Raw genomic sequence first — 14,837 nt, 5'->3', positions numbered from 1 at the left:
TCGTCGAGGGTGCGGCCCGCGCCGTCACTGCCGTCAGCTGCCGTCGGCTGCCGTCAGCGACCGCTCGTCGCGACGCTGACCGCGACGGCTGCGCTGGAGGCGGCGATCGCCGCCGCGGTGCGCGTGACCGCGGTGGCGACGGCCTCGGGACCCCACTGGCCCTGCTCGATCTCCTTGGCCCGCGTCGCCGTCCGCGTCGTCCAGGGCAGCGGCGGTCGCAGGGACGGGAGGGCGCCGCTGGCGGAGAGCAGCCCGATCACCGCGGCCGTGCGCGGGTCGGGGGCCTCGCCGTCCTCGAGCACGGCGCGGATCCGCTCGCGCAGCCGTGCCTCGTGCTCCTGGTCGGCTGCCGGCCACCGCGTCGTGCGGAACAGGCCGAGCACGCGCGACTCCTGCCGCTCGACCAACCCGCGTCGTGCGAGCCGGTCGATCACCTCGCGCCACAGGTCGGCGCCGAGCGCGACGAGCAGCGGCTGGACGCGCTGCGTCTTCTCCGCGACGGTGTCGTAGGCCTGCTGCAGCAAGGGGTCGGGCAGCGGCCCTGACCCCGCGGGGATGACGCGCGGGCCGTTGAGCACCCCGGTGTCGTCGGTCTCCACGCGGCCGAGCAGCGCGAGCTCGGTGAGCACGGCGCCCCCGAGCGTGTAGTACAGGGTCCCGGCGCCCTGGATGGATGCGCCGTCGTCGTCCAGCAGGAGGAGCATGAGGTCGTCGACCACGAGCAGGTCGTCGTGGCGACCGGGGCCGTCCGCCGGGCGGTCCGCGGGGCCGGGTCCAGGGGTCAGGTCGCTCATCGTCGGTCCTCTCCGAGGCGAAGGGTGCGGGTCGGTGCGGCGGTCATCGTCGAGGCTCCCAGCGGAACAGTCTCGCCGCGACCGCGACGGCCACGACGACCCACGCGAGGGTCGGGGCGAGCAGGAGGAGCGAGTCCGTGACGGCGACGCCGCCCTCCCACGCGGTCACGACGAGCTCGGTGGCCGCGCCCCCGGGCAGCAGCCGCTTGAGCAGCGGCAGGCTGTCGGTCCCGGTGATCCCGACCCAGCTGGCGACCACCACGACGCCCAGGCTCAGCGGCAGGCTGGTGACCTGGGCGTGCTCGGGGGAGGTGGTGACCCCGGCCGTCGCGATCCCGAACGCCAGCATCATGACGAACGTGGCGAGCACCGCGACGACGACGAGCACCGGGTCGGCCGGGCCGCCGCCCACCGCGGCGAACACGCCGAGGATCACGCCCACCTGCACGAGGGCGATCGCGGAGACGGGCAGCACGAGCCCGGTGAGGATGCTCGCGTCGCCCGCGGCGCTCGAGCGCAGCCGCTTGAGGAACAGGTCCTGACGACGGGCGGCGAGCGTGGTCACGGTCGTCGCGTAGAGGCTGAAGGCGGCGATCGTGAACACGAGCACGGCCGCGACGTAGCCGACGCTGCCGATCCGGGCGAAGACGTCGCGGAAGCCGATGAAGAACACGGCAGCGGCGACGGGCATGACGAGGCTGGTGACGAGCACGGCACGGTTCCGGAAGAGCTGGACCAGCTCGCTGTGCGCGATGGGGAGCATGACGGGTTCCTGTCCGGTGGGTCGGGTCTGCGGGAGGGGCGACGGGATCGGGGGCGGCTCTTCGCGCCCTGCCGGGTCTACGGGGCCGGTGCCGGGACGGGCGCGTCGTCGGCGCCGATGGCGCGGAAGACGTCGTCCAGGCGGGTCGGGGCCGCGGACAGCCCGTGGAGGTCGACGGCGTGCTCGGCGGCCCAGTCGAGGAGCTGCTTGAGGTCGCGCTGGAGCTCGAACGTCTCGATCGCCCAGGACCGGTCGTCGTGCGGGACGGCCTGGACGGGAGGCACGGGTGCACCCGGCGGGAGCGAGAAGCGGATCGAGGCCGGCAAGGTACGCGTCAGCTCGTCCACCGTGCCCTCGTGGCGGAGCGTGCCGCGGTGCATCAAGCCGATGCGGTCGGCGCGCTGCTGCGCCTCCTCCAGGTAGTGGGTGGTGAGGACGACGGTCGTGCCGTCGCCGCGCAGGTCCTCCACGGTCTCCCACAGCGCGTCGCGGGACGCGATGTCGAGACCGGTCGTCGGCTCGTCGAGGAAGACGAGCTCGGGCCTGCCGTACACCGCCGTCGCGAAGTCGAGCCGCCGCTTCTCGCCCCCCGAGAGCTGGCCGACCCGCGTGCTCTCCTTGTGCCGGAGGTCGACGAGACCGAGCACCCGGTCCCCGGAGTCCGTGCGCCCCGAGAGGCGGCCGAGGAGCCGGACCGTCTCGGCGACGGTGAGGTCGGGGGAGAAGCCGCTCTCCTGGAGCATGATCCCGGTCCGGGCGCGCACGGCGGCGCGGTCCTGCGGGCTCCCGCCGAAGACGCGCACGGTGCCGGAGGCAGCCGCACGGTGGCCCTCGACGACCTCCAGCGCCGACGTCTTGCCGGCGCCGTTGGTGCCGAGGAGGGCGTACAGCTCACCGCGTCCCACCTGGAACGAGAGGTTCTTCACGGCGTGGAAGTCGCCGTACGTGACGCCGAGGTCGTCGACGTCGATCACGGGGTTCGAGGTCATGCCCCCATCACAGCCCGGACCGTCGGGCGCTCCCAGTGCCGTGGCGTCAGGAACCGGGCATGACGTCCGCGGGTGCTCCCGTGTGACGTGGCGTCACTGGTCGGGCGTCGCCCGGCACCGGATACTGGCTCCGGAACCGTCTCCCACCCAGCGAGCTGCCCATGGACGCACGCCCCTCCGCGCCGGAGGTCCCGACGGCGTCCGGCGAGCGCGCGACGGCGTACCGGTCGCGCTACAGGTCTCCGTGGGGCTCCCCGGCGTCCCGCACGTCGGTGGCGTCGCGACGGCGGTTCCGGCGGATCAACCTCCTCACCATCCTGCCCCTGCTCGCGCTCGTCGGCGCGTACCTCGTCGCGGTGCAGGCCCAGGACGCGGTGCAGGCGGTCGTGCTGGGTCTCGGGACCGCCGCGGCCCTGCTGGCCTTCGAACGGTGGACGGCGGGCGACCTCGCGCGCGTCCAGGTGCCCTGCCTCGTCGTCGCTGCTGCCGTCTGGCCGTACGGCGTCCTCGTGGTGGACGGCGGCCCGGAGGCCTCGTACTACGGCCTGGCGCTCGTGGGGAGCCTGGCGGTCCCCGAGCTGCCCCGCCACCGCGCGGCGGCGGCCGTCGGCCTCGCCGGGTACGTCGCCGCGGTGGGCGTCTGGGGCCTGGTCGCCGTCGGCCCGGTCGACGCCGCCGCGGTCGTCGCGTACGTCCTCGTCCCCACGGGCATCACGGCCGTCCTGATCGGCCTGCGGTACCCCCACAAGGGCTTCTACGACGTCATGACCGAGCTCGAGGAGGCACGGGAGCGCGAGGCGGAGCTCGCGGTGGTGCGGGAGCGCATGCGGTTCGCGAGCGACCTGCACGACATCCAGGGCCACACGCTGCACGTGGTGAAGCTGAAGATCGCGCTCGCGCAGAGGCTGCTCCGGACCGACACGGATGCCGCCGAGCGGGAGCTGCGCGAGACGTACGCCCTGGTCGGCGACACGATCGCGCAGGCGAAGGAGCTCGCGTACGGGCAGCGTCGGCCGAACCTCTCGGCCGAGCTGGAGAACGCCCGCCGGCTCCTCGAGGCCGCGGGCATCCGCGTGCGCGTCGACCGCCCGGCCGACCTCGGCGTGCACTCCGGCGACCTCCTCGCGCAGGTGCTGCGGGAGACCACGACCAACGTCCTGCGCCACTCGCGCGCCACGCTCGTGCACGTCTCGCTCGCCGACGACGGCATCGCCGTCGTGAACGACGGCGTCACCGCGCCCGGGCGCCCGACCCTGCACGGCCTCGCCGTCCTCGCGCAACGGGTGTCCGAGGCCGGGGGGGTCCTCACGGCGGAGGTGGCCGACGGTCGCTTCCGCACCGCGGCCACGTTCCCCGGCCCGCGGCGGGTCGCCGGACCGACGAGCGAGGGAGACGCGTCGTGACCACCGTCGTGCTGGCCGACGACGAGGCCCTCCTCCGCAGCGCCCTGGCCGCTCTGCTCCCGCTCGAGGGGGACGTCACCGTCGTGGCGGAGGCGGCCGACGGGGCGCAGGCGGTCGAGGCCACGCTCGCGCACCGCCCCGACGTGCTCGTCATCGACCTCGAGATGCCGGGCGTCGACGGGCTCGAGGCCGTCGACCGGATCCGGCGGGTCGTGCCCGACCAGGTGGTGCTCATGCTCACGCGGCACGCCCGGCCGGGCGTCCTGCGCCACGCACTGCGGCTCGGCGTGCAGGGCTTCGTCAGCAAGTCCGCCGAGCCGAGCCACATCACCACCGTCATCGCGGCGCTGCACGAGGGTCGGCGGTGGATCGACCAGGACGTGTCCGCGGCCGCGCTCATGGACGACGTGCCGCTGACGGACCGCGAGCTCGACGTGCTCCGCGTGACGCGGGACGGCTTCTCCGTCGCCGAGATCGCGGCCCGCCTGCACCTCGCGCAGGGCACGGTCCGCAACTACCTCTCGAGCGCCATGCAGAAGACCCAGACGCGCACGCGGCACGAGGCGGCGCGCTACGCGAGGGAGCACGACTGGCTCTGAGGCGCCGTGGTCGTCAGGTGCCCAGACCGGCCATGTCGACCTTGCGGTGGAAACGCATGCCCGAGAGGCCACCGAGGATCGCGCCGACCAGGCTCACGACCGCGGCCGCGACGAGCGCGATGACACCCCCGGTCGTGAGGTCGCTCGCGCTCACCGGGATCTGCGGGAAGGCGTTGAGCTGCGACAGCACGTTGTACTGGCTGCCCGCCACGAGGCCGAGCAGCGCGAGCACGATCGCGATGACCACGGCCCACAGCCAGACGGCGAGGCCCTGCTTCGCGCCGTCGAACCGTGCCATGCGGCCTGCGACGTAGCCACCGCAGTAGTAGGCGACGAACAAGATCACGAGCAGGACGATGCCGCCGACGATGCCGATCGTCTCCGCGTTCTCCGTCGCCTGCTCGGCCGCGTCCTGGACGTCTGTCGTGGTGTTGAGCCCGAAGACGGTGCCGGCGGCCGCGGCCAGCGCGGTGAGCAGGACCGCGGTGCCGGTGGCGGTGAGCCACCCGAAGAACGCCGAGCCGATCTTGATGCCGCCGTACTCCTCCTTCTCGCGCGCCACGACGGACTCGCGGTCGCGCGCGACGGGATCGCCGTCGCGCCCGACCGGCGGCCGGGACTCGCCCGCCCCGCGGGCGGCCGGGTCGTTCTCTGGCGGGGTCGCCCCGTAGCTGGTGCTCATGGCCGGTTCTCCTCTCCGTCGGTCTCGACGATCTCCTCGCGGACACGTTCCCTGACCGTCCGCTCCTCGCCGACGCCCTCGCTCCCGGTGCCCGACTGCTCGCCCGGGACGGTCTGCGTGACGTACTCCGTGACGACGTACCGGCGCAGCCTCACGCGGCCCGCCGCGTCGTCGTCAGGACGCGTCGACGGGTCCTGCTCCGAGCGGGCCGCCGTGTCGTCGGTGGCAGGCCCGGCGGCGTGCCGCCCGACGACGCCCGCCTCGTCCGTGCGGTCGTCCTGGTCGGACGTTCCGGGGGCGCCCGGCTCGTCGGTCGTCTGCGCACGCCCGTAGTAGCGGTAGAGCTCTGCTTCCTCGTCCTCGGACAGGTGGCCCTCCGCGTCGTCCACGCGCGGCGCGTCCTTGACCTGGTCCTTGCCGAAGGGGACGCGGATCTCGTCGCCCTGGACGTCGGCGTCCGTGAGCGGGACGAAGGACTCGGCGGTGCCGAACAGGCCGGTCCTGACGGTCACCCACTCGGGGTTCCCGGTGCGGTCGTCGAGGAAGACCTGGCCGACCTTGCCGATCTTCTCCCCGGTGCTCGAGACGACGGTTCCCTCGCGGAGAAGCCTCTCGACCTGGTCCGTGCTGATCATGGTGGGTCCTCCCGCCTCGCCGCCGCAGCGGCGCTTCTCGGGGGCCCACCTGCTGGAGCCGATGCCACCAGGGTGCGAAGGGTCGCGTCCGCACGCACGTGGGCGGGCAGCACCGTGCGTGCTGACCGCCCACGTCCCGCCGGACGACGGGTGCGCCGCTCAGGCCCCGAGCCGGTCGCGCAGGCGCGCCAGCTGGGCCCACAGCTCGTCCGGCACGCGGTTGCCGAACGTGTCGAAGAACTCGGCGGTGAGCTCCGCCTCGGCGAGCCACGGCTCCGGGGAGACGTCGAACAGGGCGTCGAGGGCGCCGTCGGGCAGGTCGAGCCCGTCGGTGTCCAGCGCGCCGGGGGCGGGGAGCAGGCCGACCGGGCTCTTCACCGCGCCGCAGTCGGTCCGGACGCCGTGCGCGCGGTCGACCTGTGCGGCGATCCACGCGAGCACGCGCGAGTTCTCGCCGAACCCGGGCCACAGGAAGCGGCCGTCGGCGTCCTTGCGGAACCAGTTGACCTGGAAGATCTTGGGTCGCTTGTCGGCGTCGATCGACGCCCCGACACGGAGCCAGTGCGCCCAGTGGTCGGCCATGTTGTAGCCGCAGAACGGCAGCATCGCGAAGGGGTCGCGACGCAGCTCGCCGACGGTCCCCTCGGCGGCGGCGGTCTGCTCGGAGGAGATCGTCGCGCCCATGAAGACGCCGTGCTCCCACCCGTACGCCTGCGCGACGAGCGGGACGTTGCTCGCACGGCGGCCGCCGAAGACGATCGCGTCGATCGGGACGCCGGCGGGGTCCTCCCACGAGTCGGCGATCGTCGGGCACTGCGCCGCCGCGACCGTGAAGCGCGAGTTGGGGTGCGCGGCGGTGCGGCCGCCGTCGCCGTCGGAGGGCGTCCAGTCCTGGCCCGTCCAGTCGACGAGGTGGCTCGGCGGTTCCGGGGTGAGGCCCTCCCACCAGACGTCGCCGTCGTCGGTCAGGGCGACGTTGGTGAAGATCGTGTCCCGGTCGAACGTCTCGACGGCGGCCGGGTTCGTCTCGATCCCCGTGCCCGGTGCGACGCCGAAGAAGCCCGCCTCGGGGTTGATGGCGCGCAGCCGACCGTCGGGGCCCGTGCGCAGCCACGCGATGTCGTCGCCGATCGTCTCGACCGTCCAGCCCGGGATCGTCGGGCGCAGCATCGCGAGGTTGGTCTTGCCGCACGCCGAGGGGAACGCCGCGGCGAGGTGGTAGCGGCGACCTTCGGGCGACGTCGCGCGGATGACGAGCATGTGCTCGGCGAGCCAGCCCTCGTCGCGCGCCATCACCGACGCGATGCGCAGCGCGAAGCACTTCTTGCCGAGCAGCGCGTTGCCGCCGTAGCCCGACCCGTAGGACCAGATCTCCCGGGTCTCGGGGAAGTGGGCGATGTACTTCGTCTCGCTGCACGGCCACGCGACGTCGTCGGTCACCGCGCCGGTGTCGTCCACGAGAGGCGCCCCGACGGAGTGCACGGCCGGCACGAACGGCGCGCCGCCGTCGATCAGGTCCATGACGTCCTGGCCGACGCGCGTCATGACGCCCATGCTCACCACGACGTACGGCGAGTCGGTGACCTGGACCCCGACCTGCGAGATCGGCCCGCCGACGGGGCCCATCGAGAACGGGACGACGTACATCGTGCGGCCGCGCATCGACCCCTCGAAGACGCCGCGCAGCTCGGCCCGCATCGCCTCGGGCTCGCGCCAGTTGTTCGTCGGGCCTGCGTCGGCCTCGTCGCGCGAGCAGATGAAGGTGCGCGACTCGACGCGTGCGACGTCGCTCGGGTCGGACCGTGCCAGGTAGCTGCCCGGGCGGAGCTCGGGGTTCAGGGGCAGGAGGGTCCCGGCGTCGACCATGAGGTCGACCAGACGCTGCTTCTCCTCGGCGGAGCCGTCGCACCACACGATCGCGTCGGGTTCGGTGAGGGTCGCGATCTCCCGCACCCAGGCGCGGGCGTCGCGAGGGCGCGGGTCGGCGGTGTGCGCGGGAGAGCCGAAGGCGGACGACGCGAGGCCGGCGATCTCGGTCTCGACGTCGTCGAGCAGCGCGGCGAGGCGGGTGCGGCGGGGGTTCGCTGTCGCGGTCATGAAGGGCTCCCGTGGAGTGGGGGAAATTCCTGGCGTCGCCTCCACTCTCCCTCCCATAGGTGCCCGATTTCGTGCCGGACCACTGTGAAGATCGTCCGATCTTGACGTACGGTGAAGGTATGCCCGCTCCGATCGAGTCCGCCTCGGACGGTGCCGTGGGAACCGATGGGGCGCCGCAGGCCGACCTCATCACCCTCGGGCGCCGCGTGCGCCACTTCCGCACCGCACGCGGGATGACGCTCGACGCCCTCGGTGCCGCCGTCGGCACGGCGCCGAGCCTGCTCTCCATGATCGAGAACGGGCGCCGCGAGCCGCGGCTGTCCCTCCTGCAGCAGATCGCCCACGCGCTCGAGGTGCCGGTGAGCGACCTGCTCACGGACGAGCCGCCGTCGCGCCGGGCCGCTCTGGAGATCGAGCTCGACCGGGCGCAGCGCGGCCCGCTGTTCGCGGCGCTCGGGCTGCCGTCCGTGAAGGCGAGCCAGAAGCTCCCCCTGCCGGTGCTGGAGAACCTCGTCGGCCTGCACGCCGAGCTGCAGCGTCGCGCGACCGAGGCCATCGCGACGCCCGAGGAGGCACGCCGGGCGAACACCGAGCTCCGGCTCGAGCGCCAGGCGCGCAACAACTACTACCCGGAGATCGAGGGGCTCGCGGAGGACATGGCCCGCCGGGCCGGGTACACGGTCGGCGCGCTGACCCACCGGACCGTGGCGCGGATGGCCGAGCAGCTCGGGTTCACGATCTGGCACGTCGACGACCTGCCCCACTCGACCCGTACCGTGACCGACCTGCGCCACGGCCGCATCTACCTCCCGCCGGCCTCGATCCCCGGCGGTCACGGCCTGCGCTCGCTCGCGCTGCAGGCCCTCGCGCACCGTGTGCTCGGGCACGAGCGGCCGCGGTCGTACGCGGAGTTCCTGCGCCAGCGCGTCGAGATCACGTACTTCGCGGCGTGCTGCCTCATCCCGCAGTCCGCGGCCGTCGACTTCCTGGAGCGCCGCAAGCGCGAGAAGGACCTGGCCGTCGAGGACTTCCGCGACGCGTTCGGGGTGACGCACGAGGCCGCGGCGCAGCGCTTCACCAACCTCGCGACCGAGCACCTGGGCATCCCGCTGCACTTCCTGCGCGTCGGCGACGACGGCGCCCTGTTCCGCGGCTACGAGAACGACGGGCTGCCGCTGCCGGCGGACGTCACGGGGGCGATCGAAGGACAGATGGTGTGCCGGCGCTGGGCCGTGCGCGAGGCGTTCACGCGCCGCGACCGCGCGCAGGAGTCGTACCAGTACACCGACACCCCCGCCGGGACGTTCTGGTGCTCCACCCAGACCGGGACGACGACGAGCGGCCAGTTCTCCCTGGCCGTCGGGGTCCCGTTCGCCTCGGCCAAGTGGTTCCGCGGCCGGGACACGGCCGTGCGCCGGCAGTCCACCTGCCCGGACGAGTCGTGCTGCCGCCGTCCGGCCGCCGGCTCCGCGGCGCAGTGGCAGGACGCGTCGTGGCCGAGCGCCCGCATGCACCAGCACGTGCTGTCGGCGCTGCCCACCGGAGCGTTCCCCGGCGTCGACGCGACGGAGGTCTACGCGTTCCTCGACAAGCACGCGCCGTCGGCCGACGAGTCCTGACCTGCCGAACCCCGGGTTGCGCGCCGACGAGGGGCCTGATCGGCGCATAACCCGGGGTTCGGCATGCCATCCTGACCGGCATGGACGTGGTGGCGGCCCTGGTGTCCGGGGAGTACGACGGCGAGGAGCTCGCGACCGCGGTCGAGGCGGCCGGGCCAGAGGTCGTCGTCGGCATGCTCGCGCTCGCGTCCCACGAGGACCCGGACGTCCGGGTCCGGGCAGTGGCCACGCTCCCGATCCTCTGCCACGGCGATCCGCCGACCCCGGAGATGGTCGCGGTGGCCGTCCGGCTCACCACGGACCCGGCGACGACGGTGCGCGACTGGGCGACCTTCGTGCTGGCACAGCAGTTCCGCGAGGTCGGTACGCCCGAGCTCCGGGACGCGCTCGCTGCTCGGCTCGACGACGTCGACCGCGAGACGCGGCAGGAGGCGCTCGTCGGCCTCGCGTACCGCCGTGACCCGCGCGCGCTGCCCCGCGTGCGCGCCGCTCTGACGCGACGCAGCGGCGACGTCTGGCAGCTCGAGATCGTCGCGGCCGGTGCGATCGGGGACCCGGAGCTCCACCCGCTGGTCATGACGCACCGCTCCGGCTGGGACGACCCTGCGGCAGCGCTGCAGGCCGACGCGGCGTGCCGGCTGACCGACTCGCGCGGACCGGGCGACGACCTGCTCGACGGCGTGGCCGACCTGTACCGCCGTCGCGCGTCCGGGATGCGGGACGGCGACGGCATCCGTGCCTGGTCGCTCATGGACGTGCTGCTCGACGTCGCCCCGCACCGCGCGCCGGAGCTCTACGACGCCGTCGCCGCACGGCTCGCGGGGGACGAGCCCGCGCTGGCGGAGCTGCGGCAGGCCTCGGCGCTCGCCCAGCTCGCCGACGAGGCCCGCTGACCGTGGCGGAGCTCAGCCGCTCAGCGCGGCGAGGACGAGCGCGCCGACGACGATGCTGACGACGTGGTACGACCCTGTGACCACGCTGAAGAGGACCGGCCGGGGCGTGCGCGGGTTGACGGCGTTCGTGAACGTGACGGCCGCGGCGTAGCAGGTCCCGACGAGGACGCCGAGCAGCGCTGCCCCGCCCAGGGCGCGCGTCCCGGTCACCTCCAGGAGCACCGCCGTGGCGAACGACGTGAGGATGCTCGAGACCAGGGGCGCGACGTAGTACAGCGGACCGAACGCCTGGCCACGCACACGCTCGTGGTCGATCGAGGCGTCCCAGGCGCGGCCGAACAGCGGCGTGAACCACAGCGCGCCGAGGACGTACGACGCCAGCGCGGCCAGGAGGACGCCGATCCAGCTCACGTCACCCAGCGTGTCGATCGTCATGCCGCGCACCTCCGTGTCGTCGTGCCTCGTCGTCCGATGCTCGCGCCCGTCCGTCCGCGCGTCTTGAAGAATCCCGACGGGCAGACTGGTCCCATGGCAGGCGGCGGGACGGACCCGATCACCGCGGACGAGCGCACCGGGGTCCTGCACCCCGACAACCTCGAGACGTTCCGTGCTGGCTGGGTGCGGCCGGGCCCCGGTCTCGAGCCCGTGGTGGAGAGCTACTGGCACGTCCGCTGGTCCCTCCCGCCAGGAGCGGGCATCCGCCAGCGGGTCGTCGACCTTCCGGCGGTGACGCTGACGATCGAGGTGGGCGACGTCGTCGCGCCCCTCGTCGTGACGGGCGTGCACCGTCGGGCGTGGGAGCGCACGATCCGTGGCACCGGCGAGGTGTTCGGGGTGCGTCTGCGCCCAGCGGGCCTCGCCGTCGTGAGCGATCTCGACCCTGTCGCGCTCCTGGACGCGACCGTCCCCGTCACCGTCGGTCTCGACGCCGGTCTGCACCGGCTGCTCGCGACCGCCGCCGGCACGGGATCGCCCGTCGAGCGGGCGGCCGTGCTGGACGCGGCGTTCGCCGACAGGCTGGAGGAGAGGCCGCTCCGGCCGGACCAGGCTCTCGCCAACGCCGTCGTCGCGGACCTCGTCGAGCGGGTGCGCTCGCGCGCCGGGCCGACGCTCGCGGCGCGGTTCGGTGCGAGCGAGCGAGCGGTGCAGCGCGCGCTGCGGGCGACGCTCGGCCTCGGCCCGAAGGCGGTGAGCCGACGGATCCGGCTCCAGGAGGTCGCGCGACAGCTCGCGGCGGACGACAGCCCGGACCTCGCGGCGCTCGCGGCCGAGCTCGGGTACGCGGACCAGGCACACCTGGTCCGGGACTTCCGCGCCGTGTCCGGTGTCCCGCCGGGCGCCTATCGAGCCGAGGTCCGTGGGCGCCGCGCGCTCTCAGCCGGGTAGCGCGCCACCCCGCGCGGCGAGGCGCTCCGCGAGCCGCTGGAAGACGTCGCCGGTGCGCAGCCCGTCGTGCTCGAACTCGTTGGTCACCCAGGCGCCGAGGTTCCCGACGTGCGCGGCCGTCTCGAGCGACAGCCCGGCGTCGACGAACATGTCGTCGTGGTAGACCGCCGCCTCGACAGGGACGTCGTTGCGGGCGAGCGCGTCGAGGTCGTAGAGGTCGGTCCAGTCCTCCCACGCCGCCAGCGCCTCGGCCGCCGCGCGGAACGGTCGCAGCGCCGCCACCTCGTCGAGCATCCAGGGGTAGATCATCTCGCCGGTCAGCAGCAGCGGCCGCGCGTCGGGCGCGAAGGCGGGGTCGTCGTCGCGCACCGCCTGGGCCGCCCACGCGGTGGGTCCGGTGTGCGGCTGCGCGTAGATCGACTCGTGCAGCACCGCGTAGAGGGGGTTCGTGGGGAAGGACGTCGCGGAGGCGACCTCGGCGAGGAACGTGTCGGTGAGCTCGTCCGGTGCACCCGGGTCGAACGCCTCGTCGACGACCCAGTGGATGCGCTCGGCGCCGGGCTTCATGCCCAGGTCCGTCCCGAGCGTCTGGAAGCGGCGCACGGAGAGCGCGTCGCCGTCGGGCAGCCGGACGTCGCCGACGGCGACCCGGTCGGCGATGCGCGCGAGACGCGCCTCGTCGTCGGGGTAGCGGGCCCGGTAGTGCGCGTTCTTCCCGACGACGCGCGGCTGCGTCCTCCGGTAGACCTCGCGCGCGTCGGCGCGCAGCCCGGGCAGGCCGCCGGTGACGAGGCACGCGGCGAGACCCTCGGGCGCCCGCGACAGGTAGGTCATGGTGAGGAACCCGCCGTACGACTGGCCGAGCGACGTCCAGCGCCGCCCACCGTAGACGGTCCGGCGCACGTGCTCGGCGTCGGCGACGATCGCGTCCGCGCGGAAGTGCGTGAGGAAGTCCGCCTGGGCACCGGCCGTGCCGCGTGCCACGAGCGCGGCCCCGCGCACCGCGGACGACCGCCCGGTGCCGCGCTGGTCCAGCAGGACGACGCGGTACGTCGTCAACGCCTCGCCGAGCCAGCCGTCGGGGCCGGTGGGTCGAGGCCCCTTCCCGCCGGGCCCGCCCTGGAGGAACACGAGGAGCGGGAGGTCGTCGCGGCGTCGGGCCGGGTCCACGACCTCCCGCACGAAGACGGTGAGCCGCCGGGGGTCGCCGTCGTCCCACCAGTCGAGCGGCACCTCGACCTCGCGGTCGGTGACGTGCATCCCGGGCACGGTGTAGCTGGTCTCGCGCGTGGTGCTCACGCCCGCCACCCTAGCGACGGCATGGTCGTGGGCGAGGACACGCGTCACCTCAGAGCCGGACCGTCTCGTTCTCGCCGCCCTCGTAGGGCTTGCCGGTCACCTTCGTGGTCACGAGGCGGAAGAGGGTGGCGACCCGGCCACCGGGGGAGTCCCAGTACTCGGCGGACTCGGCGTGCAGGCGGATGAGCACGACGCCCGGGGAGTCCGGCCCGTCCGGGAACCACGCGTCGGCGACGGCGTTCCACAGCTCGCGGATCTTGTCCGGGTCGTGCACCAGGCTCGCGCGCCCCGAGAGCGACACCCACGAGCTCTTCCCGGAGAACGCGGCGTTCGCCGCCGAGTCGCGCGCGATCTCCGCCACCTTGTGGGAGTCCTCGGCGGCGAAGAACCAGAGGTCGCCGTCGAAGTCGACGGCCTGGACGCCCATCGGCCGGCTGACGAGGCTGCCGTCCTCGGCGACCGTCGTGAGCATCGCGATGTTCTCGTCCTCGATGAGCTGACGGACCTTGGCGACCTCGTCGGACCCCGCGTGCGGCAGCTCGTGGTGCGTGTCGGTCATGACGCCTCCCGTGGATGACGGGCCGCCGTCGTGCGGCCCGTCCTCGACGCTAGGCAGCCCTCGCCCCGCTCGCGCGCCGGGGTACGAGGCCAGGTCGGGCATGCGGTCAGACGTCGCGCACGACGACGACGACCTTGCCCCGGGCCCTCCCCGTGCCGTGGACCGTGAGTGCCGCGGGGACCTCCGCGAGGCGGAACGTGCGGTCCACGTGGATCGCGACCTCGCCGGCGGCGCACAGGTCGGCCAGCGGCCCGAAGCGGCGCGGACCCGACCGCACGAGGAGGACGCCGAGCCGCGCCCCGGTCAACGCCCCCACGACGGGCCCGACGGTCACCATGCGGAGCAGCGCCCGCAACGTGCCCCCGACCATCAGGCACCGACCACGGCGGGCGAGCGCGCGCCGGTAGGCGAACACGGAGCGGTACGCGACCAGGTCGACGACGAGGTCGTACGGGCCGGTGCGCGTGAAGTCGGTCCGCCGGTAGTCGATGACGTCCTGCGCACCCAGCCCACGGACGAAGTCGAGCTTGTCCTCGGCGTCGACGCCCGTGACGTGCATCCCCCGTGCCACCGCCAGCTGGACGAGGAAGCTCCCCGTGCCGCCGCCAGCGCCATTGACGAGCAGCCGCTGCCCCGGTGCGCCGGACGCGACGGCCTGCAGGGCGATCGCGCCCGACTGCGGGATCGTGGACGCCTCGGCGAAGGTCAAGGTCGCCGGCTTGTGCGCGAGCGCCTTCTCCGGCATCACCACGTACTCCGCGAAGCCGCCCCGGCGCGGAAGGTTGTCGCCGTAGACGTCGTCACCCGGGCGGAAGCGCGCGACGTCGTCGCCGACCGCGACGACCCGCCCGGCGACGTCGGACCCCAGGACCTTCGTGCGCGGAGCGAAGAGGCCATCGAGGCGGGCGTAGCCCGGGCTGCCCCGCAGCGCCTCCCAGTCCGACAGGTTCACCGACGTCGCGACGACCTCGACGAGCACCTCGCCCCGCGCCGGCGCAGGCGTCGGCACCTCTCGGAGCCGCAGCTCGTCGACCGACCCGTACCGCTCGTACACCCACGCGCGCACCCGACCACCGTAGGCACTCCCGAGCCCCGGGGCGAGCGCGCAGAGGTGACATG

General features: G+C 73.9%; 15 protein-coding genes. 5 read left to right on the top strand and 10 right to left on the bottom strand.

Going from position 1 to position 14,837, the window contains the following annotated elements:
- Window positions 1-53: 53 nt before the first annotated feature.
- From ACZCLJ_RS08905 to ACZCLJ_RS08895, 3 genes are all read right to left on the bottom strand, one after another.
- On the bottom strand, window positions 54-794 hold the full coding sequence (locus tag ACZCLJ_RS08905) for a GOLPH3/VPS74 family protein (RefSeq protein WP_463106167.1): 741 nt from the start codon (window positions 792-794) through the stop codon (window positions 54-56).
- 43 nt (window positions 795-837) lie between these two features.
- Window positions 838-1,557, bottom strand: a complete 720-nt coding sequence (locus ACZCLJ_RS08900; RefSeq protein ID WP_463106166.1) for an ABC transporter permease — start codon at window positions 1,555-1,557, stop codon at window positions 838-840.
- A 77-nt stretch (window positions 1,558-1,634) separates the two neighbouring features.
- On the bottom strand, window positions 1,635-2,546 hold the full coding sequence (locus ACZCLJ_RS08895; protein WP_251153385.1) for an ABC transporter ATP-binding protein: 912 nt from the start codon (window positions 2,544-2,546) through the stop codon (window positions 1,635-1,637).
- 161 nt (window positions 2,547-2,707) lie between these two features.
- Here ACZCLJ_RS08895 and ACZCLJ_RS08890 point away from each other — a divergent pair, with 161 nt between their 5' ends.
- Both ACZCLJ_RS08890 and ACZCLJ_RS08885 read left to right on the top strand, forming a co-directional pair.
- Entirely contained in the window at window positions 2,708-3,949 is a 1,242-nt protein-coding gene (locus ACZCLJ_RS08890; RefSeq protein WP_251153386.1) for a sensor histidine kinase, read from the top strand.
- On the top strand, window positions 3,946-4,548 hold the full coding sequence (locus ACZCLJ_RS08885; RefSeq protein ID WP_251153387.1) for a response regulator transcription factor: 603 nt from the start codon (window positions 3,946-3,948) through the stop codon (window positions 4,546-4,548). The genes ACZCLJ_RS08890 and ACZCLJ_RS08885 overlap by 4 nt, the downstream gene beginning before the upstream one ends.
- Window positions 4,549-4,561: 13 nt before the next feature.
- Here ACZCLJ_RS08885 and ACZCLJ_RS08880 read toward each other — a convergent pair whose 3' ends face one another.
- From ACZCLJ_RS08880 to ACZCLJ_RS08870, 3 genes are all read right to left on the bottom strand, one after another.
- Window positions 4,562-5,230, bottom strand: coding sequence for a hypothetical protein (locus ACZCLJ_RS08880; RefSeq protein WP_251153388.1), 669 nt, complete (start codon window positions 5,228-5,230; stop codon window positions 4,562-4,564).
- On the bottom strand, window positions 5,227-5,865 hold the full coding sequence (locus ACZCLJ_RS08875; protein ID WP_251153389.1) for a PRC-barrel domain-containing protein: 639 nt from the start codon (window positions 5,863-5,865) through the stop codon (window positions 5,227-5,229). The genes ACZCLJ_RS08880 and ACZCLJ_RS08875 overlap by 4 nt, the downstream gene beginning before the upstream one ends.
- Before the next feature lie 159 nt (window positions 5,866-6,024).
- The gene (locus ACZCLJ_RS08870) at window positions 6,025-7,962 is read right to left on the bottom strand and encodes a phosphoenolpyruvate carboxykinase (GTP) (protein WP_251153390.1); all 1,938 of its coding nucleotides are present in this window, start codon (window positions 7,960-7,962) and stop codon (window positions 6,025-6,027) included.
- Between the two features lie 119 nt (window positions 7,963-8,081).
- Here ACZCLJ_RS08870 and ACZCLJ_RS08865 point away from each other — a divergent pair, with 119 nt between their 5' ends.
- Together ACZCLJ_RS08865 and ACZCLJ_RS08860 are read left to right on the top strand one after the other, a co-directional pair.
- Window positions 8,082-9,581, top strand: a complete 1,500-nt coding sequence (locus ACZCLJ_RS08865) for a helix-turn-helix domain-containing protein (RefSeq protein ID WP_463106165.1) — start codon at window positions 8,082-8,084, stop codon at window positions 9,579-9,581.
- 80 nt (window positions 9,582-9,661) lie between these two features.
- On the top strand, window positions 9,662-10,474 hold the full coding sequence (locus ACZCLJ_RS08860; protein WP_463106164.1) for a HEAT repeat domain-containing protein: 813 nt from the start codon (window positions 9,662-9,664) through the stop codon (window positions 10,472-10,474).
- A 12-nt stretch (window positions 10,475-10,486) separates the two neighbouring features.
- Here the strand turns inward: ACZCLJ_RS08860 and ACZCLJ_RS08855 are convergent, their stop codons facing one another.
- Window positions 10,487-10,909, bottom strand: a complete 423-nt coding sequence (locus tag ACZCLJ_RS08855) for a DUF1761 domain-containing protein (protein WP_251153393.1) — start codon at window positions 10,907-10,909, stop codon at window positions 10,487-10,489.
- Between the two features lie 93 nt (window positions 10,910-11,002).
- On the opposite strand from ACZCLJ_RS08855, the gene ACZCLJ_RS08850 reads away from it, so the two are divergent.
- Window positions 11,003-11,860: an AraC family transcriptional regulator gene (locus ACZCLJ_RS08850; protein ID WP_463106163.1), complete on the top strand. Its 858-nt coding sequence runs from the start codon at window positions 11,003-11,005 to the stop codon at window positions 11,858-11,860.
- On the opposite strand, the gene ACZCLJ_RS08845 is transcribed toward ACZCLJ_RS08850, so the two are convergent.
- The 3 genes from ACZCLJ_RS08845 to ACZCLJ_RS08835 form a co-directional block, all read right to left on the bottom strand.
- Window positions 11,849-13,120 (bottom strand): alpha/beta fold hydrolase, encoded by a 1,272-nt coding sequence (locus tag ACZCLJ_RS08845; protein ID WP_463106386.1) that lies wholly within the window; start codon window positions 13,118-13,120, stop codon window positions 11,849-11,851. The two genes, ACZCLJ_RS08850 and ACZCLJ_RS08845, sit on opposite strands and share 12 nt — an antisense overlap.
- Window positions 13,121-13,208: 88 nt before the next feature.
- Window positions 13,209-13,718 (bottom strand): pyridoxamine 5'-phosphate oxidase family protein, encoded by a 510-nt coding sequence (locus ACZCLJ_RS08840; RefSeq protein WP_251153395.1) that lies wholly within the window; start codon window positions 13,716-13,718, stop codon window positions 13,209-13,211.
- A gap of 106 nt (window positions 13,719-13,824) precedes the next feature.
- Window positions 13,825-14,784: an NAD(P)-dependent alcohol dehydrogenase gene (locus ACZCLJ_RS08835; protein ID WP_463106162.1), complete on the bottom strand. Its 960-nt coding sequence runs from the start codon at window positions 14,782-14,784 to the stop codon at window positions 13,825-13,827.
- Between the last annotated feature and the right edge of the window lie 53 nt (window positions 14,785-14,837).

Source organism: Cellulosimicrobium sp. So1_17 (assembly GCF_055181235.1).
This window is presented reverse-complemented; position numbering and strand designations above follow the sequence as displayed.